Here is a 22,438-nt window from a genome sequence, read left to right as displayed (position 1 = left end):
AATTGCATTTAAATAATATTAACGCCTCTGTTAGCGTTTTGACCAGTCCCTCTGACAGGAACCGCACATGACTGCACCACGACTGGAAAAATTACGCCATTTCATTCATGAGGTAGACCGCCTGCACCGTGAGCACCACCAGACCGCCCCGCTGCTTGACGCCGTGGCGCAGCGACTGGCGGCGCTGGTGCGTCACGACGACTGGCTGCCGGAAGAGTACACTCTGCCGCATCCGCACCATTACCAGCAGTATCTGCTGCATGCCGACTACGGGGAGCGCTTCTCGATTGTCAGCTTCGTCTGGGGACCGGGGCAAGCGACGCCGATCCATGACCACCGGGTGTGGGGGGCCATTGGTATGCTGCGCGGCGCGGAGGAAAACCAGCGCTACCAGCTGGATGCCGATGGCATCCCGCGCGCGCTGGGCGCCGCCACGCTTCTGGAAGCAGGCCAGGTGGAGAAAGTCTCCGCTGACGATGGCGATATTCATCGCGTCAGCAATGCGCTGGCGGATCGCGTCTCCATCAGCATTCACATCTACGGCGGCAATATCGGCGCGGTGAAGCGCGCCGTGTATACCCCGGAAGGGCAGCAGAAACCGTTTATCTCCGGCTACTCTAACCGCCATTTACCCAATATCTGGGATTTGTCCCGCGAAAATCAAGGATAACCACTATGCCCACCTACGCTTATCGCCAGGCCGCCGGGATACGCCAGGCGCTGCTCGACCGTCGTGAACTGGCGCTGATCGACGTCCGTGAAGAGGCCGATTTCGCCACCGCTCATCCGCTGTTTGCCGTCAATCTGCCGCTCAGCAAACTGGAGCTGGAGGTCCGCCGGCGGATACCGCGCTTCACCACCCCGCTCACCGTCTACGACAACGGCGAAGGTCTGGCGGAGATCGCCGTCGAACGGCTACGGGCCTGGGGCTATCAGGATGTGGCCCTGCTGACAGAGGGGCTCGCCGGCTGGCGCCGCAGCGGCGGCGAGCTGTTTCAGGATGTCAACTCCGCCAGCAAAGCCTTTGGTGAACTGGTGGAAAGCGTGCGTCACACGCCGTCGCTCAGCGCCCAGGAGGTTCAGGCGCTCATCGACAGCCGGCAGGAGGTGGTGATCGTCGACGCCCGGCGCTTCGATGAGTACCAGACCATGAGCATCCCCGGCAGCATCAGCGTGCCCGGCGGCGAGCTGGCCCTGCGGGTGGAGAGCCTGACGCCCTCCCCGCAGACGCCGGTTATCGTCAACTGCGCCGGACGCACCCGCAGCATCATCGGCACCCAGTCGCTGATCAACGCCGGCGTGCCAAACCCGGTCCATGCCCTGCGCAATGGCACTATCGGCTGGACGCTGGCCGGCCAGACGCTGGCGCACCAGCAGCAGCGGCAATACGATCCCTCCGCCCGCGCCTCCGGCGTCCGGGCCGCTGAGGTGGCGCATCTTGCCGAACGGGCCGGGGTGGCGGTCATCGATGAGGCCACGCTGCAACGCTGGCTGCAGCAGAGCGACCGCACTACCTTCCTGTTTGATGTCCGCAGCCCCGAGGAGTACGCGGCGGGTCACTATCCCGGCAGCCTGAGCGCGCCAGGCGGCCAGCTGCTGCAGGAGACCGATCACTTCGCCAGCGTACGAGGGGCGCGAATTGTGCTGCTGGATGACGATGGCATCCGGGCGGCGATAACCGGCTCGTGGCTGGCGCAGATGGGCTGGGAGACGGCGCGGCTGAGCGCGCTGTCGGCCAGCCAGTTGAGCGAACGCGGGGTGCCGGCCGCCGAGGTGCCGCCCGGCCCGCAGGCGGAGGAGATAAGCCCGGCGCAGCTGGCGCAACAGCTGGACGAACCCGGTACGGTGGTGCTCGATTTTACCACCAGCGCCAACTTTGTCGCTCGCCATATCCCCGGCGCGTGGTGGCTAACGCGCTCGCAGCTGCGCCAGGCCCTGGATGTGATCCCTCCCGCACAGCGATACGTGGTGACCTGCGGCAGCAGTCTGCTGGCCCGCTACGCGGTGCCGGAGGTGGCGGCCTTGACCGGTAAACCGGTGCAGCTGCTTACCGGCGGGACGCTGGCGTGGATCGCCGCCGGTCTGCCGCTGGCGCATGGCGACAGCGGCCTCGCCGTCGAGCGCCGTGACCGCTATCGTCGTCCGTACGAAGGAACCGATAATTCCGCCGAGGCCATGCAGGCCTATCTGGAGTGGGAGTATGGCCTGGTGGATCAGCTGGCCCGCGACGGCACCCACGGTTTTCGGGTGCTCTAGCGCGAGCGCGCCTCAGGCCTCGCGCAGGATCCACGAATACTGAAAGCTCTTCGGCGCCGGAAAATGGGTCCGGCGTCGGTAGGAGCCCAGCGACTGCGGGGTGCAGTAGGTGCAACTCCCCAGCCATTCAACGCTCGCCGGCGACACTCCCGCCTCTGCGAAGATCGCTTCGGCAAAGGCGCGCAGATCAAACCACAGATTATCGCTGCCGCGTGCGGCGGCTTTGAGCGCATCGCTGACCGGGCCCGAACGGGAATGAAACAGCCGCTGGCGATGGCGGGCCACCCGATCACCGCCGGGCTGGTCCAGCAGTTGCTGATAAAATGCGGCGGAGACTTCGTAACAGCAAGGGTGAATATGCGGCCCCACGGCGATGACCAGATCGGCCAATGCCACCCCCTGCTGGCGAAAACAGGCCAGACTATTATCGACAATACCGCTGGCCAGCCCCTGCCAGCCGGCATGCACGCTGCAGACGAAGCGACCGTCGCGCGAGGCGATCAGCAGCGGCAGACAGTCGGCGGTCACCACCCCCACCTTTTGCCCGGCTACCGCGGTAAACACCGCGTCGGCGTGCGGGCGCGTCGGCAGCGGCTGCTGATAATGATGAACCTCATTACCATGCACCAGCTTCACCGGAGCCAGCTCGGCATAGGGAAAGGCGGCGGTTTCGTGGACATCGAGAAAAGCGTGGCGGATGCCAGGGATAGCATTGAGCAAACGGGAGGTGTAAGCCATAGGGACGATAAGCGTCAGGGAATGATGTCTTACCATAGGCCAGGTGACGCGGACAGGCAAGGCGGCGGCCCGGCATTTTTTTGCCAGACCGCCGGATGCGTCTCAGACAATCGCGGCGCGCTGCTGACGATGCATCAGCCAGAACACCGCCACGCCGGCCAGCACAATGCCGGGCGCCGAGGCCGCCATCACCCCGACGGTGCCGGTGCCGAGGGCCAGCATCTTGCCGGCCAGCAGCGGGCCGCTCATCGCCCCGAGACGGCCCACCGCCACGGCGGTGCCGACCCCGGTGGCGCGGATCGCTGCGGGGTAAAAAAGCGGCGCCAGGGCATAGAGTACGCTCTGGCCGCCGGTGGCGAACAGGCCGGCGACAAACCCCGCCAGCAGCATTCCGTTTAGCGACGACGCGCTGCCCAGCGCCAGCAGGGAAGCCAGAATCCCGCTGTAGATCAGGAGCGACATCCGCAGCGGGGTGAGCTTATCCATTAGCGCTCCCAGCAGCAGCGTGCCGCAGGCGGCGCCGATCTGCAGAGAGAACATCACCCCCGCCGCCTGGCTGGCGCGGAATCCCTGGCCCACCAGCAGCATCGGCAGCCAGTTGATCAGCATATAGACCACCAGCATGGTGAAAAAATAGCCCAGCCACAGCAGCAGGGTGGCGGCGGCCTGGCCCGGGGCAAACAGGGTGCGCAGCGGCACGCTGGCCTCCGCGCGCTGAAACGCCTGCGACTCCGGTAGCCAGCGCATCAGCAGCGGGATCAGCAGTAACGGGACCACGCCGCCAATCCAGAAAATAGTCTGCCAGGCCGCGGCGAGACCGGAAAAGCCCAGCGCCGCCGCCAGCGCGGCGCCAATGGGCACGCCGCAGTACATCAGGCTTACCGCCCGGCCGCGGAAGCGTGAGCCAGCGGCTTCCGAGGTTAAGGCAATCAGGTTCGGCAATGCCGCCCCGAGCCCGACGCCGGTGAGCAGGCGCGCCAGCAGCAGCGTCGGGAAGCTCCATGCCACCGCGGTGGCCAGCGAGAACAGGCCAAACAGCAGCACCGACCCCAGCAGAATGCGCTTGCGCCCGTGGCGGTCCGCCAGCATGCCGCCCATCAGCGCGCCGGGCAACAGGCCGAGGATCCCGGCGCTGAAGATCCAGCCCATCTGCATTTTATCCAGCGCAAAGGCCTGCGCCATGCCGACGGCGACGATCCCCGCCGCCTGCAGATCCAGCCCTTCCATCAGGGCCACCATAAAACAGAGCCCGATGGTAACCACCAGGCGCGAGGGGTTTGCAGTCGTTATCTTGGTCATAGGGTACCTTGGCGATAGCCGAACAAACGGAGCAGGTGACTGGCGGCTGATGCTTTGTCAGCCGCACGTTTTTCGTTATTTATTGCGGTTAAGCAGATCCAGTGCGACGTCGACGATCATATCCTCCTGGCCGCCGACCATCCGCCGCTTGCCCAGCTCGACGAGAATATCCACCGCGCTGAGGCCATAGCGCTCGGCCGCCGCTTCGCTGTGGCGCAGGAAGCTGGAGTAGACCCCGGCGTAGCCCAGCGCCAGCGTTTCGCGGTCGACACGCACCGGGCGGTCCTGCAACGGCCGCACCAGCTCATCGGCCGCGTTCATCAGGTCGTAGAGATCGGTGCCATGCTGCCAGCCGAGCTTGTCGGCGGCGGCAATAAATACCTCCAGCGGCGCATTGCCCGCCCCCGCCCCCATCCCGGCCAGGCTGGCGTCAATGCGATCGCACCCCTCTTCCACCGCGACGATCGAGTTCGCCACCCCGAGGCTCAGGTTATGGTGGGCATGCATCCCGGTGGCGGTCTCCGGCTTCAGCACCGCCTTCAGGGCACGGAAACGGTCGCGAATGTCGTTCATGTTCATCGCCCCGCCGGAATCCACCACATAGATACAGGTCGCGCCATAAGATTCCATCTTCAGCGCCTGCTGCGCCAGTGCCTGCGGGGAGATCATATGGCTCATCATCAGAAAACCGACGGTGTCCATTCCCAGCTCGCGGGCAAAGGCAATATGTTGCGCCGCGACGTCTGCTTCGCTGCAGTGGGTGGCGACCCGCACCACCCGCGCTCCGGCCTGATACGCCGCTTTCAGATCGTGCAGCGTGCCGATGCCCGGCAGCAGCAAGGTGGCGATTTTCGCCTGGCTGACCGCCTCCGCCGCCGCTTCAATCCACGCGATGTCGCTGTGAGCGCCAAAGCCGTAGTTGAAGCTGGATCCCTGCAGGCCATCGCCATGGGCCACTTCGATGGAGTCGACCCCAGCATTATCCAGCGCGCCGGCGATCTGCTGCACCTGCGCCAGGGAATACTGGTGACGAATGGCGTGCATGCCATCGCGCAGCGTCACGTCCGAGATATAAAGTTTTTTACCGTTCATGCTGTCGCTCCCGCCGCGCTGTGCATTGCCCCGGCCATTTGCTCCGCCGTCGCCAGCGCCGCCGAGGTCATAATATCGAGGTTGCCCGCGTACGCTGGCAGATAGTGCGCCGCCCCTTCCACTTCGAGGTAAACCGCGGTTTTCAGGCCGGAAAAACAGCCGATGCCGGGCAGGTTGACCGGCTTATCCTCGGGGATAACCTCAAACTGCACCTGCTGCTTCAGCCGGTAGCCTGGGACGTAAGCCTGCACTGCCGCCGCCATTTCGGCGATCGAGGCGGCAATCGCCTCCTGCGACGCCAGCTCGCTCAGGACGTAGACGGTATCGCGCATCATCAGCGGCGGCTCCGCCGGATTCAGCACGATAATCGCTTTGCCCTTGCCCGCGCCGCCGACTTTTTCAATCGCCTGCGAGGTGGTTTCGGTAAATTCGTCAATATTGGCCCGCGTGCCCGGTCCGGCGGATTGGCTGGCGATCGAGGCCACGATCTCCGCGTAATGCACCTTCGCCACTCGCGAGACCGCGGCGACCATTGGGATGGTCGCCTGCCCGCCGCAGGTCACCATATTGACGTTGCCCTGATGGAGATTGGCCGCGAGGTTGACCACCGGTACGCAGTACGGGCCAATCGCCGCCGGCGTCAGGTCGATGACGCGGATCCCCGGCTTCGCTTCGCGCAGCGCGGCATCGTTTTTGATGTGCGCCCCGGCGCTGGTGGCGTCAAAAACAAAATCGATGTCGGCAAATTCCGCCATCTGCATCAGGCCGCCCACCCCTTCGTGGGTGGTCGCGACGCCCATGCGCCGGGCGCGGGCCAGGCCATCCGACTGCGGGTCGATGCCGACCATCACCGCCATCTCCAGATGCTGGCCGTGGCGCAGGATTTTAATCATTAAATCGGTGCCGATATTCCCGGAGCCGATAATGGCGACTTTACGTTTACGCATCACGATGTCCTTCTCCGGCGGCGACGAAGCGTGCCGCAACTGAGCCAATACCTTCGATATGGGCGACAAAGCTGTCCCCCTCGTTAATCGCCACCATCGGGCCTAACGCCCCGGTCAGCACGATATCCCCCGCCCGCAGCGGTTCGCCGAGACTCGCCAGCTTGCGCGCCAGCCAGACTGCGGCGTTCAGCGGATGTCCCAGGCACTCGCTGCCGCGGCCGCTGGAGACCAGCTCCTGGTTGCGGGTCATGTGCATGGCGCACTGCTTCAGATCCAGTCCTGCCGGGCGCTGCGCCGGGCCGCCAATGACGTACAGGCCACAGGAGGCGTTATCGGCGACGGTGTCGACAAAGCCGATTGACCAGTCGCGAATGCGGCTGCCCACCACCTCCAGCGCCGGCAGCACCCATTCGATGGCGTTATACAGCTCATCAAAGGTGGTATCGGCATGCGGCAGATCCTGCTTCAACACCAGGGCGATCTCGGCTTCCACTTTGGGCTGCAGCACGCGGCTAAACGGCACCTCGGCGTTGTCGCCGTAGCACATGTCGGCAAACAGGGTGCCGAAATCCGGCTGGTTGACCCCCAGCTGCTGCTGCACTTTGGGATGGGTCAGGCCCACCTTGCGGCCCACTACCCGCCGGCCATGGGCCACGTGGTGCTGGACGTTCAGACGCTGGATGGCATAGGCGGCGTCGGCATTGTCGACGCCGAGGATATCGCGCAGCGGGGCGATCGCCTGGCCGGTCTGTTCCGCGTCGCGCAGCTGCCGGGCCAGCGCGTCAAGAGAAAAAGTCATCATTTACTCCTTAAGCCCGTGCGAGGAAATTGAGCACCAGCTGATTAAAACTGTCGGCATGTTCCCACTGCGCCCAGTGGCCGCAGTCGCGGTAAATATGCAGTTCCGAACCGGCGATCCCAGCGAGCAGGCGCAACCCGGCATCCATCGGCACGAAGCGGTCATTGCGTCCCCAGACGATCAGGGTTGGCGCGCTGATTTCGCCCAGCCGCGGGCCAAAGTCAGGAAACTGCTTCGGGTTGGCTTCGAGGCTTTTGACGAAGTTGTCCAGATGATCGCGACGCGACAGCATATTGTTGAGACGCGCCTCGAACAGCGCCTCGGTGAGGTCGCGGGTGTCGAAGACGAAGATGCTCATCATCTTCTTCAGGTTTTCTATGGTCGGCTCGCGGTACAGGGCGTTCAGCAGCTTGATGCCCTCCGTCGGCATCGGCGTAAACAGGCTCATGCCGCCGGTCCCCCCGCCCATCAGCACCAGCTTCGCCACCCGCTCCGGCCAGCTCAGGGTGAAGGCCACCGCGCTATGGCCGCCCATCGAGTTGCCCAGCAGATGGACTTTATCGATCCCCAGCTGATCGACCACGCTTTTCAGAATCCGGGCGTTGAGGTCCGAACGCGAGCCGCTGTTGACGATAGCATCGCTTTTGCCCCACCCCGGACAGTCGAGGAGCAGCACGCGATAGCCCGCCTCGACCAGCGGGTCAATGTTACGGCTGAAGTTGGCCCAGCCGGTGGCCCCCGGCCCGGATCCGTGCAGCATGACCACAGTCTCTTTCCCGTCGCCGCAGTCATTGATATGGATGCGCAGCGTGCGGCCCCCCTCGTTGACATTGAGGAATCGGCTGGTGGCGGCTTCGGTTTGCGGTTGATAGCTCATGTTAGTCTCCCGGTTAATCAAATCTCGGTGGTGGCGCTCAGCGAGCCGAACCCGGCGATCCACTCGGGGATCGGCCGGTAATAGCGGCCTTCACTGCGCCAGCGGCCAAAAGCGGATAGCGCGGCAAAAGCGGCCACCCAGGTCTTAATTTCGTGCGTCGATTTCCCGGCCATCGTCGACAGCTCGTCGTTGCCGATCGCATCCAGCTCCGCCAGCCGCCCCTGCTCCAGCAGGCTCATAAAGCGGTTGTCCCAGACCGGGTTGAGGGGATGGAGCGAGTGCGGATCTTCGGTAAACCGCCTGGCGGCGTTGATCACCCGCTGCTGGCGCAGTTCGCGTTCGTCCGGCGGCAGCTGTTTGCCACTGCCAAGCAGACGGTCACGCAGATGGGCGTCGGCCTTCGCCAGCTCCGGCACCGGCGGCTGGTGCGAGAGTCCGCCCGAGCCGAGGATCAGCACCCGCTTATTGAGGGTGTTGAGGAAGCGGCCCATCGCCTCGCCCAGCAGCCGGGTACGTTGAAAACCCGGCAGCGGCGCGGCGACGCCGTTAATAAACACCGGCAGCACCGGCAGGCGGTCCAGGCCGCCCAGCAGAAATTCCAGCGGCTGGGCGAAGCCATGGTCCACCTGCATGTTGTACGACACCGCCAGATCGATACCGCTGTTGATCACGGAGTGGGCGCAGGCTTCCGCCAGCTCGGTCGGCACCGGCAGGTCGCCGGCGGCGCTGGCGAAGTCGCCGATGGCGGTGGCGCCGACGCCGAGGCAGAACGGCGGCATCACGTCATAGAAAAAACCGTTGTAGTGATCGGGAGCGAAGAGCACCACCAGCTCGGGCTCGAAGGCGGCGATCCGCCGCCGGGCGTCGGCAATCACCCCGTTCACTTCATCAAGAACCGCCTGCTCCGGGTCCACCAATCCCACCAGCGGAGTGTGGGAGAGACAGTGCAAATAGGCATGCATATCAGGCCACCTTCTCTTCAGCGTGGGCGGTATCCCCGGTTGCGAGGGCCATTTTTTCCGCCAGGGCGGTCAGCTGTGCGCCGAGGGTCTGCGGGATGGCGAGAGCGGCGACAAAGCGGTCCGGTCTGACCACGGCGATGGCGGTGTTATGCTGAGCAAACCAGCTCTTCAGGCGGTTTTGCGTATCGCCCACCCGCAGCGTGCCGGGGGCGTTATCCTGCTCGCGATGGATCTGCACCGCCGGCACCACCTGGATAAAGCGCACGCCAATCGCGCGCCAGCGGGCGATCTGCCCGGCGTCGAGCCCCCACTGCGGGTTGCAGCCCCAGCCGATAATGGCGAAATTCGCGCCGATGACGTCGTCGAGCAGCACGCTCTCGCCGCTCTCCAGCGTCACCTGCGGTTGAATAAACATTTTGCCCACCGGCGAGGTCTTGCCGGCGCCGTCGGTCAGCAGCGCCCCCTCGCGGTACTGCGGCATCGGCTTAAAGCGCATTTCGAGGAAGTAGCGCTTCACCGGCGGCAGGTAGTTCAGCAGCCAGGAGAGACCGTCGCGCACGGCCCCCTGCCAGCGCTTCGGCGGCGCCAGCACGTGGCCGGCGGTGACCGACAGATCAATCATCGCTTTCGCGTGGTCGCGGCGCTCCTGCTGATAGCTGTCGAGCAGCGCCTCTCCCGCTTTACCGTTGACCACCAGCGCCAGCTTCCACGCCAGGTTGAAGGCGTCGCGCATGCCGCTGTTGTATCCCTGCCCCTGCCAGACCGGCATGATGTGCGCCGCGTCGCCGGCCAGCAGCACCCGGTCAATGCGAAAGCGCTCGGCAAGGCGGGCATTATGGGTGTAGACCCGCTGGCGGATCAGCTCGACGCGGTCCGGGTCCGGCAGCACTTTGCTCAGCAGACGACGCATATTGTGCGGCTCGCTGAGCTGGGCTTCGGTTTCTCCGGGCATCACCATAAATTCAAAGCGGCGCACGCCATGGGGCAGCGCGGCGGAAACGTAGGGTCGCACCGGGTCGCAGCACAGGTAAACGTGCGGGGTGGCCAGCGGGTCGTTAGCGATATCGATGACGATCCACTGATTCGGCGCGGTCTTGCCTTCGAAGGGGACGTTCAGCGTACGACGAATAAAGCTGGCGCCGCCGTCGCAGGCCACCAGCCAGTCCGCGCGCACCGTCTCCCGCTCGCCGTCCGGTCCTTTAAGATTTAACGTGACACCGTCACCGTTCTGGCTAAAGGCTTCTACTTCGCGGGAGAAGAGGCAGCGGACCTGCGGGAAACGCTGCAGGCCGTTATACATCACCGCATCGACCTGCGGCTGAATGAAGGCGTTGCGCCGCGACCAGCCAAACTCATCGGTCATCGGTTGGATATCAGCAAAGCAGCGCCCCTTCGGGGTCAGAAAGCGCATGGCGTGCCACGGCGTGGTGTGCGGCAGCACGTCGTTCACCAGCCCTACCGCCTGCATCGCCCGCAGGGATTCATCGTCAATGCCGATGGCCCGTGGGTAATCGATCAGTGTGTCGAGCTTTTCCACCAGCAGCACGCTGATGCCCATCTGGCCAAGGTAGTTGGCCATCATCAGGCCAACCGGACCGGCGCCGGCGATGGCGACCTGAGCGGTATGCTGCACGGCGGGTTGAATATCGGGTGTAGATGTTGTCATTTTCAGCGACCTCACGACTCGGAAACTGCCCGGCTGACAGGCAATTTGTTAATCATGTGTAAACGTATTTTTATAATGGGCTGAGTATAGGGCGGGGGTTTTCGGCTACAATCAAAACATCGCCGAATGTGCACCAGGTGCACAACGCTGTTTATAAAGCATTTTAAGGAAGGATTTATGCGTGACGATGGGTCCACTGAGTACAAAACGGTGCGTGGGTTAAGCCGGGGTTTATTGTTATTAAAATTGTTAAATAAATTCGACGGCGGCGCGACGCCGGGCCTGCTGGCGGAGTTTAGCGGCCTGCATCGCACCACCGTGCGCCGGCTGCTGGAGACGCTGCAGGAGGAGGGTTTTGTCCGCCGCAGCCGCTCCGACGACAGCTTCCGGTTGACCATTAACGTCCGCCAGCTGAGCGATGGATTTCGTGACGAACATTGGATTTCTGCCCTCGCCACACCGCTGCTCGGCGAGCTGCTGCGCGAGGTACAGTGGCCCACGGATATCACCACCCTCGACGTCGACGCCATGGTGGTGCGCGAGACTACCCACCGCTTCAGCCGACTGTCGTTTCACCGCGCGATGGTCGGACGGCGGCTGCCGCTGTTGCTCACCGCCTCCGGGCTGACGTGGCTGGCCTTTGCCCCCGACGCGGAACGCGACGCCATCGTCAGCATGCTGGCCGCCCGTCCGGAAGCTGAGTATCAGCTGGCCCGCGAACCGGAACGGCTGGCGGCGATCCTCGCCCGCACCCGCCAGAACGGCTACGGTGAAAACTTCCGCGGCTGGCGGCAGGAGGAGAAAATCGCCTCCATCGCCGTGCCGGTCTGCAGCCAGCAGCGGGTTATCGGCTGCCTGAATCTGGTCTATATCGCCAGCGCGATGACCATTGAGCAGGCGGCGCAGAAGCATCTTTCCGCCCTGCAGAGGGTGGCGAGTCAGATAGAGGCCCGCATGGAAGAGGAAGAAGTGTGGTACGAAATGCCTTAATCGTGATGAGGGTAAATGCGATCACCCATTGCGCCCGGCTTCGTTATATACTTTAATACATAACGAATTTTTCACGCCATTCGGGCCACACCATGTCAAAACACCCCTTACTGCTGGGCCTGACGCTGCTCAGCGCCAGCCTGTTCACCGGCCAGGCCTTTGCCGACCGCACCGTCACCGACCAGCTGGGTCGCCAGGTCACGCTCCCCGACCACATCACCCGCGTCGTGGTTCTGCAACATCAGACGCTCAACCTGCTGGTGCAACTGCATGCCGCAGAGGATATCGTCGGCGTCTTAAGCAGCTGGCAGAAACAGCTCGGGCCGCAGTTCGCCCGCTTTATGCCTGAGATCGGGCAACTGGCGACCCCGGGCGATCTCACCCAGGTCAATATTGAAAGCCTGCTGGCGCTGCGTCCGCAGGTGGTTTTTGTCGCCAACTATGCGCCGCCGGCGATGATCGCGCAGATCCAACAGGCCGGGATCCCGGTGGTGGCCATCTCGCTGCGCCAGGACGCCGCCGGGGAAAAAAATAAAATGAACCCTACCATGGCTGACGAAGAGCAGGCCTATAACGCCGGGCTGGTGGAGGGGATCCGCCTTATCGGCGAGGTCGTCGAGCGCCAGCCCGAGGCCGAGGCGCTGATTCACTACACCTTTGCGGCGCGCAAAAAAGCCAATGCGCCGGTGGCCGATATTCCCCAGAACCAGCGGGTGCGGGTGTATATGGCCAACCCCGATCTGAATACCTACGGCGCCGGTAAATACACCGGGCTGATGATGGCGCACGCCGGGGCGCTGAACGTGGCGGCCGCCAGCGTAAAAGGCGCCCGTCAGGTGTCGCTGGAGCAGGTACTGGAGTGGAACCCGCAGGTGATCTTCGTCCAGGACCGTTATCCGCAGGTGGTCAAACAGATAGAGAACGACCCGCAGTGGCAGGCGATCGATGCGGTGAAACACCACCGCGTGTGGCTGATGCCGGAGTACGCCAAAGCCTGGGGTTACCCGATGCCGGAGGCCCTGGCGCTGGGCGAGCTATGGATGGCGAAAAAACTCTATCCTTCGCGCTACCAGAGCATCGATGTGGACAGTAAAGCCAGGGATTACTATCAGCGTTTTTACCGCGTGGCGTGGACGCCAGATGCGCGCTAACCACCATCCCTGGCGGTTGCAGGGTAGCCTGGCGCTGGCGACGCTGGCGATCGCGGTCGCCTCGCTCTGTTTCGGCCAGTACCCGTTAAGCCTGCGCGCCGTTGGCCACACCCTGGTCCATTTGCCGCCAGGTGAAGGGGTGATCGGGCAGATCGTCTGGTCGGTTCGCCTGCCGCGCGTGGTCATGGCTCTGCTGGCCGGGGGCGCGCTGGGGCTGTGCGGCGCCACCTTGCAGGGCGTGTTCCAGAACCCGCTGGTGGACCCGCACATCATCGGGGTGACCGCCGGCTCCGCCTTCGGCGGCACGCTGGCGATCCTGTTGGGCGTCGGCGGTCTGCTGATGATGGCCTCGACCTTTTTCTTCGGCCTCATCGCGCTGGGGCTGATTTACGCCCTCGCCGCCCTGCAGGGGCGGGACAGCACGCTGGGGCTGATTCTGTCCGGGATCATTCTCAGCGGCTTCTTCGCCGCGCTGGTCAGCCTGATGCAGTACCTCGCCGATAGCGAAGAGACGTTACCGAACATTGTTTTCTGGCTGCTCGGCAGCTTCGCGACCGCCAGCTGGCATAAGGTTCTGCTTATGTCCCTGCCCATGGCGCTAGCCGTCGGGGTGCTGTGGAAGCTGCGCTGGCGTATCAACCTGCTGGCGCTGGAGGAAAGCGATGCCCGCAGTCTTGGCGTTCCGGTGGCCGCGCTGCGTCGCGGCGTGCTGGTGTGCTGTGCAGTGCTGGTGGCAGCCCAGGTGGCGGTCAGCGGCAGCATCGCCTGGATGGGGCTGGTGGTCCCGCACCTCGCCCGCCTGCTGGTGGGCGCTGACCATCGTCGCCTGCTGCCCACCGCCTTCTGGCTTGGCGCCGCGCTGATGCTGGTGGTGGACGATCTGGCGCGCACGCTGACCCAGGCGGAAATCCCGATCGGGATCATCACTGCCCTGCTCGGGGCGCCGCTGTTTACCTTTTTACTGGTGCAATCCCGGCGCCGGAGTACCGCCCGATGAACAGCTCATTATCGCTGGAAGCGCTACGCTACGGCCACCGTCAGCCGCTCTTCGCCCCGCTCACGCTGACCTGCCGGCCCGGTGAGATCTGGGCGGTGCTGGGCACCAATGGCCGGGGAAAAAGTACCCTGCTGGACACCCTGACCGGCGTGTTGCCGCCGCTGGGCGGCCAGGTGCAGTGCGAGGGGGGCGTCGCCCTGGTCCCGCAGTCGTTTCGTCCCGCTTTTCGCTGGCGCGTGAGCGATGTGGTGCTGATGGGCCGCGCCCGTCATGTGGATCTCTTTGCCCAGCCTGGCGAGGAGGATGCCCGGCGGGTTGAGAACGCGCTGGCGCAGTTGGGGATTGCCGCCCTGGCCGGGGATGACTTCGGCACCCTCTCCGGCGGCCAGCAGCAGCTGGTGCTGATTGCCCGCGCGCTGGTCAGCGCCAGCCAGAATATCCTGCTGGATGAGCCCTGCTCGGCGCTGGACCTCGGTAACCAGCAGGTGGTATTGCAGCTGATCGGCGACCTCGCTCACCGCCAGGCACGCACCGTCCTGTTCACGACCCATGATCCAAACCATGCGCTGCAGGTGGCCAGCCATACGCTGCTGCTTCTGCCGGAGGGCCAGTGGCTGGCAGGCGAGACCGCCGACGTGCTGAGCGAAACGCACCTCCGGCAAGCGTACGGCCTGCCGGTACGTCTGATCCACTATGCCGCCTCCGCGTCCCCTCTGCTGGCGCCGGGGTTTACTCTGCGTCGCTAAACGGCATAAAACCCGCCTGCCGGAGATACCTCTGGCCAACGTCGCCGAGTATAAAGCGATACAGGGCCAGTGCGGCGGGATCCGCCCTGAGGCGCGCCAGCTGGTAATCGCAGCGAATATTCCACGGCGCCGGGATGGTCAGGGTACGCAGATCGTCGCAGGCGGCCAGCGCGGGGCCATAGTGCGCGTAGCCGATAAACAGATCCGCCAGATTCTGGCGAATAAGCCACGCGCCGGCTATCTCGCCCGGCGGCACGCTCAGTGAGTCTCTGCCGCCGACCCGCGGCTGCGCCCGCCCGGCTATCGCGTTGCCCAACCCAGGATAGTGCGCCTCAATTCGGGCAAACAGTTGCCAGGTATAATCTCCCGACGGATCGCATCCCGGCGTGGAGGTCGCCAGCCGCAGGCGGGGCGTGCTGAGCAGCTCCAGCCAGTCCAGGCCATCGTTGTCCGGCGACCGCCGGGCGGTCAGCATCAGCTGGTTGCCGGCAAATCCCTGGCATTCCTGCGCCAGACCGGCCTGCAGCAGCGCCTGCGGGTGCGCCGCGTTGGCGGACGCAAAAACCGCGCACGGCGCCCCGGCCTCGATCCGCTCGCGCAGCAGGCCGGCAGGGCCAAACTGCGCATCGACCGCCAGGCCAGTGTGCTGCTGAAAGTGCGCCACCAGCGGCAGGAAAGCGCTTCTCAGGCTTCCCGCCGCCAGCAGCGTGAGAGGAGTGGACATCATAGAGAGTCGCTATAAACCGGATAATATAACGCTATATTACCCGGTTTGCCGTCGCGTCAGTAGCGAATTTCCGCCAGCGCGCGCAGCTGCTCGGGGGTGGCTACCGGCAGGTCGAAAAAGCGCAGATAAGCGGGGATCATTTCAAACAACATGTCGGTCCCGCGCTGGATATGGCACTGTCGCGCCTGAGCGGCCCTCAGCAGCGGGGTGTACTCCTGGGTCATCACCACCTCCCCCACCCAGGTGCCTGGCGCCAGACGGTCAACGTCCAGCGGCAGCGGATCGCTGGCCTTCATCCCCAGCGGGGTGGCATTGACCACCAGCTCGTGTCCGACAGGATCGTGCTGCATCAGGGTGATATCGAGCAGCGGATAGTGCTGATGCAGCCGTCCGGCGAGGGCGTGCGCCACCTCGGGCCGGGTATCGTACAGGGTCAGGGCGCTGACTCCCGCCGCCGCGAGGGAGGCGGCGATAGCCGACCCCACCCCGCCGCTGCCGACCACCAGCGCCCGCGTCCCCTGCGGATTAAACCCTTTACGACGCAGGCCCAGCACAAAGCCGTCGCCATCGAACATATCCCCGCTCAGGTTACCGTCGGCCTCGCGACGGATGGCGTTGCAGGCGCCGGCGATGGCCGCCGTCGGGCTCAGGCGCTGGACCAGATCGCAGGTGGCGATTTTATGCGGCATCGTCACCAGCGCGCCGATGATGTTGGTCATCGTAAACAGCGGCGGAATAAACGCGGCGTAGTCCTCCGGCCTGACCCCCATCGGCACCACCTTCACGTCCACCTGCTGGTCGACGAACCACGGGTTATAGATCATCGGCGCCTTAAAACTGGCGGTCGGATAGCCAAGGTGCGCTATCAGCCGCGTATTTCCACTAATCACCATGCCTTGCTCCTTTGCTTACTGCGATAACTCGATACGTTTGACGTCGCCGAGGATAAACAGATAGGCCACCACGCCCAGCAGCGCGGCGCCGCCGATGTAGATCAACGCGTAGAAGAAATTGCCGAACCCGGCAACGATAAAGCCGATCACCAGCGGGGTGAGGATCCCCGCGAGGTTGGCGCAGAAGTTAAACAGGCCGCCGGTCAGGCCGCCCAGCCCCTTCGGGGCAATATCGGAGATCAGCGTCCAGCCAAGCCCCACCATTCCCTGACCAAAAAAGGCAAACGACATCACCAGGATCACCGCCAGGTCGCTCTGCAGCCAGTTGGCGGTGATAATGCAGCTGGCCATCAGCAGACCGGCGACGATCGGCAGCTTACGGCCGAGGTTGGCCGACCCGGTCGCCTTGAGCAGTTTGTCGGAGATCCAGCCGCCAAACATCACCCCGCCCGCGGCGGCGACAAACGGCAGGATGGAGAAGAAGCCCACCTTCAGCCAGGGCATATGCCGCTCGGTGGCCAGCCAGGTCGGGAACCAGGTGAGAAAGAACACCAGCACGGTATTGCCGGCAAACTGGCCGATGCTGGCGCCGATGATCTGCCGCTTGCTCAGCAGTTGGCGGACCAGCGGCCAGCTGAACGCCACCTGCTGGTCCGTCGGGGCGCTCAGGCCGCCGCCGTTTTCGATATGCTCGCGCTCCTGCTGGCTGAGGCGCGGATCTTCATGCGGTTCGCGGTAGCAGCGCCACCACACCAGGGCAAACAGAATACCGACCGCGCCGACGCTGACGAACAGCACCCGCCAGCCAAAGCCGTCCATGATCCAGAACAGCAGCGGCGCAAAGCAGGCCAGCCCGAGGTATTCCCCTACCGTGTACACCGCTGTGGCTTTCGCCCGCTCATGCTGCGGGAACCAGGCGCTGACCACCCGGCTGTTGACCGGAAAGCACGGCGCTTCGCTAATGCCGAGTCCGAAGCGGCACAGCAACAGTGTTTTCAGCCCCACCGCCATGCCGTGGAACAGGGTAAACAGCGACCATAGGGTCAGCGACAGAAAATAGGTCACTTTGTTGCCAAAGCGGTCAAGGAACAGCCCGCCGGGGATCTGCGCCAGGGCATAGGTCCAGGCGAAGGCGGAAAAAAGGATACCCATGATCGCCGGGTCGATCCCCAGCTCACCGGTGAGCTTTGGGGCGGCGATCCCCAGCACGGTGCGATCGAGGTAGTTGATCATGGTACCAACGGCCAACAGCGCAAGGATGCCGATGCGCCGCCGGGAGCGGCGCACGGTGACGGCAGGCTGGGCGGCAGCCGTCGGGTTAGGGCTATATGAGCTCATAGTCAGTTCCTGTCTCGGGTACAGAGGATGTTGTTATTGTGTTTAAAGCATAATGAACCATTTGATTCGGGCTAACAATACTGCATCGCCGCCAGACGGACGGCGGCATTCGCCGCGCCATAGAGCGCGTAACCGGCCCGTCGTTCGGTTAACTCAAAGAAAAAGCGCCCGGCGGTAAAGGGGCGGGTATAAAGATGCAGGAAGGCCCCGCCCTGCGGATCGCGGTCGTAGAGGAGCTGCCGCCGCTGCAGTTGCCCAACGTCCAGCTCGCCGCCGAAGCGCGCCAGCAGATCGTCATAATAATTGGCCGGGATCGGCAGCGCATGGCGGGCAACGTCGGCAAGCTGGTCGCAGGTGGCCGGCAGATCGCGGCAGGCAAAGGCCGCATGCTGCAGCCCTGCCCCCTGGTAGCAGGCGACCGAGCGGGCAATCTGCGTCGCCCGGCTCTGCGAAATATTCAGCGCCAGACGGATATCGCCCTGCGGGCTGCGCACCGCCAGACTGCGCACCAGTCCATACGGGTCCGGCAGCGTCTGCTCATGCTCAAGGGTAAAACCAAACACCGTGCGGAAGAACATCACCCAGTTGTCGCGGCTGTCGGCCTCCATCCCCAGCGCCAGATGGTCGATACCGAGATAATCCTCGCGCACCGTCAGTCCGTCGCGCAGATGAAAATCGCGCTCATAGATCCCTTCCCCGGCCTCGATGAGATAGATAAGGCTACCGTCCGGGGCGCAGATCGCCGGGATCGGCGTTTCGTTCGGCCCGGCATCGCCCTGCCAGGTGGCATACCCCAGCGCGCGGGCGCGGGCCACAATCGGCGCACTGCGATCGACCCGCAGCGCCATGGCGCAGAGCGAAACGCCGTGGCGTTGATAGAAATGATCGGCCCAGCTGTGGGGCTGATGGTTGATGACGATCCGCGCCCCGCCGTTGCGCCACAGCGTCACCTGTTTGGAGCGGTGGCTTCCCTCGTGCTGAAAACCCAGCGCCTGCAGATGCTGCCCCAGGCGCTGCGCCTCGGCGGCGCTGGCGGCAAACTCGATAAACTCCAGCCCGTGATAGACCGGCAGCGGCGGCGGTGAAAACAGATCGGCATCGCACGTCGGGAGCCGACGGCTGGTTTGCTCCTCCAGCCACAGCAGCGAACGATAACCATCTTTGGCCGTCGCGCCGTTCGGCGAGGCGCGAAAACCGTCATTAAAGATCTCCAGCGACCAGGGGCCGCGATAGCCGCAGCGGGTGACCTGCTCGGCAAACGGCTCCAGCGGCAGCTCGCCCTGCCCGGGGAAGCAGCGGAAATGGCGACTCCATTCCAGGAGATCCATTTTCATGTACGGCGCATCGGCGAGCTGAACAAAGGTGATTTTCTCCACCGGCACCGACGGTAGCGCGTCCAGCGTGTCGCCGCGAGCCAGAATATGGAAGCTGTCGAGCACCAGGCCCAGCGCCGGGCTGTCCACCCGCCGTACCCGCTCCCAGGCCTGCTGCCAGCGGTTCACATGGGTTCCCCAGGCCAGGGCCTCATAGCCGATGGTGATCCCCTCTTCTTCCGCCAGCGTGGCCAGCGCCCGCAGATCCGCGACCTGCAATTCGCTATCCGCCGAGCAGTCCGGCTGCACATTGCTGCACAGCAGCAGCGTGTCGCAGCCCAGCTCGTGCATCAGGGCAAACTTGCGCCGAGCGCGGGCTATATTCGCCGCAAACTGCGCCCGGCTGGCGCCTTCAAAATCGCGAAAGGGTTGAAAAAGCGTGATTTTTAACCCTAAATCGGCGGCAAGCTGGCGGATTTCCGCCGGCGTCCCCGTATAATAGAGCAGATCGTTCTCGAAAATTTCCACACCCTGATAGCCCGCCGCCGCAATAGCGTGCAGCTTCTCAGGCAGGGTGCCGGAAATCGAAACGGTGGCGATAGAGCGCAGCATAAGGTCCTCGGGTCAACAACTGACGTGAGCCTTGAATATGTATCATTTGGTTCATTTGCGCCATACTAGGTTGCTAAATTGTGATCATTATGTGTATTTTTTGTCACCCAAGAAAAAGGAGTTGCCATGACCGTCGTTGCTCATGATGAAGCACAATCCCTGAAGGCGCGGATTTTCAGCGCCGCTATCGCTGTTTTTGCTGAACACGGGCTGTCAGGCGCCCGCATGGAGCAGATCGCCACCGAAGCGCAGACCACCAAGCGCATGGTGGTTTACTACTTCAAAAGCAAAGAGCAGCTCTATCAGGAGGTGCTGCAGTATGTGTATGCGCGGATCCGCGAAACCGAGCAGCAGCTGGGGCTGGAGAATGTGCCGCCGGTGGAGGCGCTGGTGCGGCTGGTGCGCTGGAGCGTGCGTTATCACGCCACCCACGCGGACTATATGCGGGTGATTTGCATGGAGAATATGCAGCGCGGCAAGTGGTTACAAACCTCGGGTGAACTGAAACCGCTGAATCGTACCGCCCTGTCGATTCTGGAAGACATTTTACAGCGCGGCCAGCAGCAAGGCGTCTTTCAGGCGGGGCTCGAAGCACGCGATGTGCACCGGTTAATCAGCAGCTTCAGCTTTTATCAGGTGTCGAACTTCTACACCTTCAGCAGCCTGTACCTTGACGATCCGTTGCCCGCCATCGACGACGAAGCGATGGTGGCCCACCACTGCGACATTGCCGTCCGGGCGGTGATCCGCTTCGTGATTTCCTGACCCGCCGGCGAAAGACGTTAATGCCCGGAAAGGGCGTGAATGACTTTCTCCATGGCCTCCACGGTGAGCGCCGAACGCTGAATTTTGGCGTTCGCCAGCGAGGTGCGCAGTACGCCGGCAATGACAATGTGTTTCGGCTCCTGGCCCAGGTCTCGCATTTCCAGCACCACTTTACCCACCACGCGGCACATTTCCTGGTACAGCTCGTCGTCTTTGGCTTTATTTCCCATCTGGTTTTGCTCGCACTTTATTATTATCAATCAATTCATTATTGATAGATTTTTTCCGCAACGCAAATTATCCCCGGCGGAATGGGCCAATGGCGCATTTTACTGGTTCATCACGCGAGAAAAAGCGCCTTCCGCTGCCCCTTTGCCTGCCCGGTGATGAAAAAATGTGTTGCGTACTTTTATGCATAACGTGCCGGTTTTGTTACGCGTTTTGTCCATAATTTGAAACGAGGTTTTTATTTTCCTTTTTGATTTCGGCAGCGTATAATGCGCTTCGATTCTTTCTTGAATGGTTTCAGCGCATTGGACTGCATGATAAAACGCATAACACCTTGCCACATTTCATGGGCTGAACCGCCAGCACACATTCTTCTGCACGCTCCGGGGTTGTCACCTATCCTTAGGGCGTGGCTTAGCAACTTTCGTAATACAGGTTTGGCTCCCCGGCAGTGCGCCCGCGGAGCGAGAATTCCATATCCTTCACAACTTAAAGACTAAAACTGTCATGAAAAAGACCAAAATTGTTTGCACCATCGGTCCGAAAACCGAATCTGAAGAGATGCTGACCAAAATGCTGGAAGCCGGCATGAACGTGATGCGTCTGAACTTCTCCCACGGTGACTATGCGGAACACGGTCAGCGCATCCAGAACCTGCGCAATGTGATGAGCAAAACCGGTAAGAAAGCCGCTATTCTGCTGGACACCAAAGGCCCGGAAATTCGTACCATCAAGCTGGAAGGCGGCAACGACGTCTCATTGAAAGCAGGCCAGACCTTCACCTTCACCACCGATAAATCCGTCGTCGGCAACAACGAAATCGTTGCAGTGACCTACGAAGGCTTCACGTCTGACCTCACCGTCGGCAACACCGTTCTGGTGGACGATGGCCTGATCGGCATGGAAGTGACGGCTATCGAAGGTAACAAAGTTATCTGTAAAGTGCTGAACAACGGCGACCTTGGCGAGAACAAAGGCGTAAACCTGCCGGGCGTCTCCATCGCCCTGCCGGCGCTGGCTGAGAAAGACAAACAGGATCTGATCTTCGGTTGCGAACAGGGCGTGGACTTTGTCGCGGCCTCCTTCATCCGTAAACGTTCCGACGTCGTCGAGATCCGTGAGCACCTGAAAGCCCACGGCGGCGAAAACATCCAGATCATCTCCAAAATCGAAAACCAGGAAGGCCTGAACAACTTCGACGAAATCCTCGAAGCTTCTGACGGCATCATGGTTGCTCGTGGCGACATGGGCGTTGAGATCCCGGTTGAAGAAGTTATCTTCGCCCAGAAAATGATCATCGAAAAATGTATCCGCGCGCGCAAAGTGGTTATCACCGCGACTCAGATGCTGGACTCCATGATCAAGAACCCGCGTCCGACCCGCGCTGAAGCCGGCGACGTGGCCAACGCCATCCTCGACGGTACCGATGCAGTGATGCTGTCCGGCGAATCCGCGAAAGGTAAATACCCGCTGGAAGCCGTCACCATCATGGCCACCATCTGCGAACGTACTGACCGCGTGATGACCAGCCGTCTGGACTTCAATAACGACAATCGTAAACTGCGCATCACCGAAGCGGTGTGCCGCGGCGCGGTAGAAACCGCTGAGAAACTGGAAGCGCCGCTGATCGTTGTCGCCACCCAGGGCGGTAAATCCGCACGCGCTGTGCGTAAATACTTCCCGGACGCCACCATCCTGGCCCTGACCACCAACGAAACCACCGCTCGCCAGCTGGTGCTGAGCAAAGGCGTTGTGCCGCAGCTGGTGGAAGAGATCGCCTCTACCGATGACTTCTATCATCTGGGCAAAGATCTGGCGCTGAAAAGCGGCCTCGCGCGTAAAGGCGACGTGGTGGTGATGGTTTCCGGCGCATTAGTGCCGAGCGGTACCACTAATACGGCTTCCGTACACGTGCTGTAATAATTTACAGGTTAATTGGTTTTTTTTAATAAAGCGCCTCTCGGGGCGCTTTTTTTATTCATTGATTAGCTCTTCCTATTAAAAATGCAAATCGGAATTTACTATTTAATAAGAGATTATCT

General features: G+C 62.7%; 22 protein-coding genes. 8 read left to right on the top strand and 14 right to left on the bottom strand.

The features are described 5' to 3' along the window. Nucleotides 1–67: 67 nt before the first annotated feature. Both N438_RS00765 and N438_RS00760 read left to right on the top strand, forming a co-directional pair. Nucleotides 68–670 carry a cysteine dioxygenase gene (locus tag N438_RS00765; protein WP_116696018.1) on the top strand — a complete coding sequence of 201 codons (603 nt, stop codon included), beginning with the start codon at nt 68–70 and terminating at the stop codon, nt 668–670. Between the two features lie 5 nt (nt 671–675). Further along, on the top strand, nt 676–2,256 hold the full coding sequence (locus N438_RS00760) for a rhodanese homology domain-containing protein (protein WP_032730630.1): 1,581 nt from the start codon (nt 676–678) through the stop codon (nt 2,254–2,256). Between the two features lie 12 nt (nt 2,257–2,268). Here the strand turns inward: N438_RS00760 and N438_RS00755 are convergent, their stop codons facing one another. The 8 genes from N438_RS00755 to N438_RS00720 all read right to left on the bottom strand — a co-directional run bounded on the left by N438_RS00755 (nt 2,269) and on the right by N438_RS00720 (nt 10,636). Continuing rightward, nucleotides 2,269–2,994, bottom strand: a complete 726-nt coding sequence (locus N438_RS00755) for a polyphenol oxidase family protein (RefSeq protein WP_032741113.1) — start codon at nt 2,992–2,994, stop codon at nt 2,269–2,271. 102 nt (nt 2,995–3,096) lie between these two features. Further along, entirely contained in the window at nt 3,097–4,293 is a 1,197-nt protein-coding gene (gene mhpT / locus N438_RS00750) for a 3-(3-hydroxy-phenyl)propionate transporter MhpT (protein ID WP_116696017.1), read from the bottom strand. A 75-nt stretch (nt 4,294–4,368) separates the two neighbouring features. After that, entirely contained in the window at nt 4,369–5,385 is a 1,017-nt protein-coding gene (gene mhpE / locus N438_RS00745; RefSeq protein WP_032741115.1) for a 4-hydroxy-2-oxovalerate aldolase, read from the bottom strand. Then, nucleotides 5,382–6,332, bottom strand: coding sequence for an acetaldehyde dehydrogenase (gene mhpF, locus N438_RS00740; RefSeq protein WP_008804485.1), 951 nt, complete (start codon nt 6,330–6,332; stop codon nt 5,382–5,384). Before mhpF ends, mhpE begins: the two co-directional genes overlap by 4 nt. Then, nucleotides 6,325–7,131 carry a 2-keto-4-pentenoate hydratase gene (gene mhpD / locus N438_RS00735; protein ID WP_012541411.1) on the bottom strand — a complete coding sequence of 269 codons (807 nt, stop codon included), beginning with the start codon at nt 7,129–7,131 and terminating at the stop codon, nt 6,325–6,327. The genes mhpF and mhpD overlap by 8 nt, the downstream gene beginning before the upstream one ends. Nucleotides 7,132–7,141: 10 nt before the next feature. Further along, on the bottom strand, nt 7,142–8,008 hold the full coding sequence (gene mhpC / locus N438_RS00730) for a 2-hydroxy-6-oxonona-2,4-dienedioate hydrolase (protein ID WP_009486092.1): 867 nt from the start codon (nt 8,006–8,008) through the stop codon (nt 7,142–7,144). Nucleotides 8,009–8,025: 17 nt separating this feature from the next. Next, complete coding sequence (gene mhpB / locus N438_RS00725) at nt 8,026–8,970, bottom strand: 2,3-dihydroxyphenylpropionate/2,3-dihydroxicinnamic acid 1,2-dioxygenase (RefSeq protein WP_032741116.1); 945 nt, start codon at nt 8,968–8,970, stop codon at nt 8,026–8,028. A gap of 1 nt (nt 8,971) precedes the next feature. After that, on the bottom strand, nt 8,972–10,636 hold the full coding sequence (locus N438_RS00720; protein WP_116696016.1) for a bifunctional 3-(3-hydroxy-phenyl)propionate/3-hydroxycinnamic acid hydroxylase: 1,665 nt from the start codon (nt 10,634–10,636) through the stop codon (nt 8,972–8,974). A gap of 177 nt (nt 10,637–10,813) precedes the next feature. On the opposite strand from N438_RS00720, the gene N438_RS00715 reads away from it, so the two are divergent. The 4 genes from N438_RS00715 to N438_RS00700 all read left to right on the top strand — a co-directional run bounded on the left by N438_RS00715 (nt 10,814) and on the right by N438_RS00700 (nt 14,520). Beyond that, complete coding sequence (locus N438_RS00715; RefSeq protein WP_023340341.1) at nt 10,814–11,626, top strand: DNA-binding transcriptional regulator; 813 nt, start codon at nt 10,814–10,816, stop codon at nt 11,624–11,626. A gap of 92 nt (nt 11,627–11,718) precedes the next feature. Next, the gene (locus N438_RS00710) at nt 11,719–12,777 is read left to right on the top strand and encodes an ABC transporter substrate-binding protein (RefSeq protein WP_032754661.1); all 1,059 of its coding nucleotides are present in this window, start codon (nt 11,719–11,721) and stop codon (nt 12,775–12,777) included. After that, nucleotides 12,767–13,774, top strand: a complete 1,008-nt coding sequence (locus tag N438_RS00705) for an iron ABC transporter permease (RefSeq protein WP_032754663.1) — start codon at nt 12,767–12,769, stop codon at nt 13,772–13,774. The genes N438_RS00710 and N438_RS00705 overlap by 11 nt, the downstream gene beginning before the upstream one ends. Further along, nucleotides 13,771–14,520, top strand: coding sequence for an ABC transporter ATP-binding protein (locus N438_RS00700; protein WP_032754667.1), 750 nt, complete (start codon nt 13,771–13,773; stop codon nt 14,518–14,520). Before N438_RS00705 ends, N438_RS00700 begins: the two co-directional genes overlap by 4 nt. Here N438_RS00700 and N438_RS00695 read toward each other — a convergent pair. The 4 genes from N438_RS00695 to N438_RS00680 form a co-directional block, all read right to left on the bottom strand. Continuing rightward, complete coding sequence (locus N438_RS00695; protein ID WP_032754675.1) at nt 14,504–15,247, bottom strand: substrate-binding domain-containing protein; 744 nt, start codon at nt 15,245–15,247, stop codon at nt 14,504–14,506. The genes N438_RS00700 and N438_RS00695 overlap by 17 nt on opposite strands. Before the next feature lie 56 nt (nt 15,248–15,303). Further along, the gene (locus N438_RS00690; RefSeq protein ID WP_023297820.1) at nt 15,304–16,140 is read right to left on the bottom strand and encodes a shikimate dehydrogenase; all 837 of its coding nucleotides are present in this window, start codon (nt 16,138–16,140) and stop codon (nt 15,304–15,306) included. Between the two features lie 15 nt (nt 16,141–16,155). Next, on the bottom strand, nt 16,156–17,478 hold the full coding sequence (locus tag N438_RS00685; RefSeq protein WP_023322833.1) for an MFS transporter: 1,323 nt from the start codon (nt 17,476–17,478) through the stop codon (nt 16,156–16,158). Nucleotides 17,479–17,549: 71 nt separating this feature from the next. Continuing rightward, nucleotides 17,550–19,403 carry a sugar phosphate isomerase/epimerase and 4-hydroxyphenylpyruvate domain-containing protein gene (locus N438_RS00680; RefSeq protein WP_116696015.1) on the bottom strand — a complete coding sequence of 618 codons (1,854 nt, stop codon included), beginning with the start codon at nt 19,401–19,403 and terminating at the stop codon, nt 17,550–17,552. A 126-nt stretch (nt 19,404–19,529) separates the two neighbouring features. On the opposite strand from N438_RS00680, the gene N438_RS00675 reads away from it, so the two are divergent. Further along, complete coding sequence (locus tag N438_RS00675) at nt 19,530–20,168, top strand: TetR/AcrR family transcriptional regulator (RefSeq protein WP_008804472.1); 639 nt, start codon at nt 19,530–19,532, stop codon at nt 20,166–20,168. A gap of 17 nt (nt 20,169–20,185) precedes the next feature. Here N438_RS00675 and fumD read toward each other — a convergent pair whose 3' ends face one another. Then, nucleotides 20,186–20,398 (bottom strand): fumarate hydratase FumD, encoded by a 213-nt coding sequence (fumD, locus tag N438_RS00670; RefSeq protein WP_012541399.1) that lies wholly within the window; start codon nt 20,396–20,398, stop codon nt 20,186–20,188. 236 nt (nt 20,399–20,634) lie between these two features. Continuing rightward, nucleotides 20,635–20,766 carry a hypothetical protein gene (locus N438_RS27675; protein WP_004217210.1) on the bottom strand — a complete coding sequence of 44 codons (132 nt, stop codon included), beginning with the start codon at nt 20,764–20,766 and terminating at the stop codon, nt 20,635–20,637. Between the two features lie 137 nt (nt 20,767–20,903). On the opposite strand from N438_RS27675, the gene pykF reads away from it, so the two are divergent. After that, nucleotides 20,904–22,316: a pyruvate kinase PykF gene (gene pykF / locus N438_RS00665; protein WP_012541397.1), complete on the top strand. Its 1,413-nt coding sequence runs from the start codon at nt 20,904–20,906 to the stop codon at nt 22,314–22,316. Nucleotides 22,317–22,438 lie beyond the last annotated feature (122 nt).

Source organism: Klebsiella sp. GL120222-02, from assembly GCF_003097195.1.
Classification (GTDB): Bacteria; Pseudomonadota; Gammaproteobacteria; order Enterobacterales; family Enterobacteriaceae; genus Klebsiella; species Klebsiella variicola.
Note: the sequence above shows the minus strand (reverse complement) of the source record. Positions and strands in the feature narration are given on the sequence as shown.

Excerpts from the sequence above, each read along its gene's own strand:
- N438_RS00680 (WP_116696015.1), bottom strand. The coding sequence starts at position 19,403 with ATGCTGCGCTCTATCGCCACCGTTTCGATTTCCGGCACCCTGCCTGAG.
- N438_RS00690 (WP_023297820.1), bottom strand. The coding sequence starts at position 16,140 with ATGGTGATTAGTGGAAATACGCGGCTGATAGCGCACCTTGGCTATCCG.
- N438_RS00705 (WP_032754663.1), top strand. The coding sequence starts at position 12,767 with ATGCGCGCTAACCACCATCCCTGGCGGTTGCAGGGTAGCCTGGCGCTG.
- N438_RS00675 (WP_008804472.1), top strand. The coding sequence starts at position 19,530 with ATGACCGTCGTTGCTCATGATGAAGCACAATCCCTGAAGGCGCGGATT.
- fumD (WP_012541399.1), bottom strand. The coding sequence starts at position 20,398 with ATGGGAAATAAAGCCAAAGACGACGAGCTGTACCAGGAAATGTGCCGC.
- N438_RS00765 (WP_116696018.1), top strand. The coding sequence starts at position 68 with ATGACTGCACCACGACTGGAAAAATTACGCCATTTCATTCATGAGGTA.
- pykF (WP_012541397.1), top strand. The coding sequence starts at position 20,904 with ATGAAAAAGACCAAAATTGTTTGCACCATCGGTCCGAAAACCGAATCT.
- N438_RS00755 (WP_032741113.1), bottom strand. The coding sequence starts at position 2,994 with ATGGCTTACACCTCCCGTTTGCTCAATGCTATCCCTGGCATCCGCCAC.
- N438_RS00710 (WP_032754661.1), top strand. The coding sequence starts at position 11,719 with ATGTCAAAACACCCCTTACTGCTGGGCCTGACGCTGCTCAGCGCCAGC.
- N438_RS00715 (WP_023340341.1), top strand. The coding sequence starts at position 10,814 with ATGCGTGACGATGGGTCCACTGAGTACAAAACGGTGCGTGGGTTAAGC.
- N438_RS27675 (WP_004217210.1), bottom strand. The coding sequence starts at position 20,766 with ATGTGTGCTGGCGGTTCAGCCCATGAAATGTGGCAAGGTGTTATGCGT.
- mhpC (WP_009486092.1), bottom strand. The coding sequence starts at position 8,008 with ATGAGCTATCAACCGCAAACCGAAGCCGCCACCAGCCGATTCCTCAAT.
- N438_RS00695 (WP_032754675.1), bottom strand. The coding sequence starts at position 15,247 with ATGATGTCCACTCCTCTCACGCTGCTGGCGGCGGGAAGCCTGAGAAGC.
- mhpF (WP_008804485.1), bottom strand. The coding sequence starts at position 6,332 with ATGCGTAAACGTAAAGTCGCCATTATCGGCTCCGGGAATATCGGCACC.
- N438_RS00760 (WP_032730630.1), top strand. The coding sequence starts at position 676 with ATGCCCACCTACGCTTATCGCCAGGCCGCCGGGATACGCCAGGCGCTG.
- N438_RS00720 (WP_116696016.1), bottom strand. The coding sequence starts at position 10,636 with ATGACAACATCTACACCCGATATTCAACCCGCCGTGCAGCATACCGCT.
- mhpB (WP_032741116.1), bottom strand. The coding sequence starts at position 8,970 with ATGCATGCCTATTTGCACTGTCTCTCCCACACTCCGCTGGTGGGATTG.
- N438_RS00685 (WP_023322833.1), bottom strand. The coding sequence starts at position 17,478 with ATGAGCTCATATAGCCCTAACCCGACGGCTGCCGCCCAGCCTGCCGTC.
- mhpD (WP_012541411.1), bottom strand. The coding sequence starts at position 7,131 with ATGACTTTTTCTCTTGACGCGCTGGCCCGGCAGCTGCGCGACGCGGAA.
- mhpT (WP_116696017.1), bottom strand. The coding sequence starts at position 4,293 with ATGACCAAGATAACGACTGCAAACCCCTCGCGCCTGGTGGTTACCATC.
- N438_RS00700 (WP_032754667.1), top strand. The coding sequence starts at position 13,771 with ATGAACAGCTCATTATCGCTGGAAGCGCTACGCTACGGCCACCGTCAG.
- mhpE (WP_032741115.1), bottom strand. The coding sequence starts at position 5,385 with ATGAACGGTAAAAAACTTTATATCTCGGACGTGACGCTGCGCGATGGC.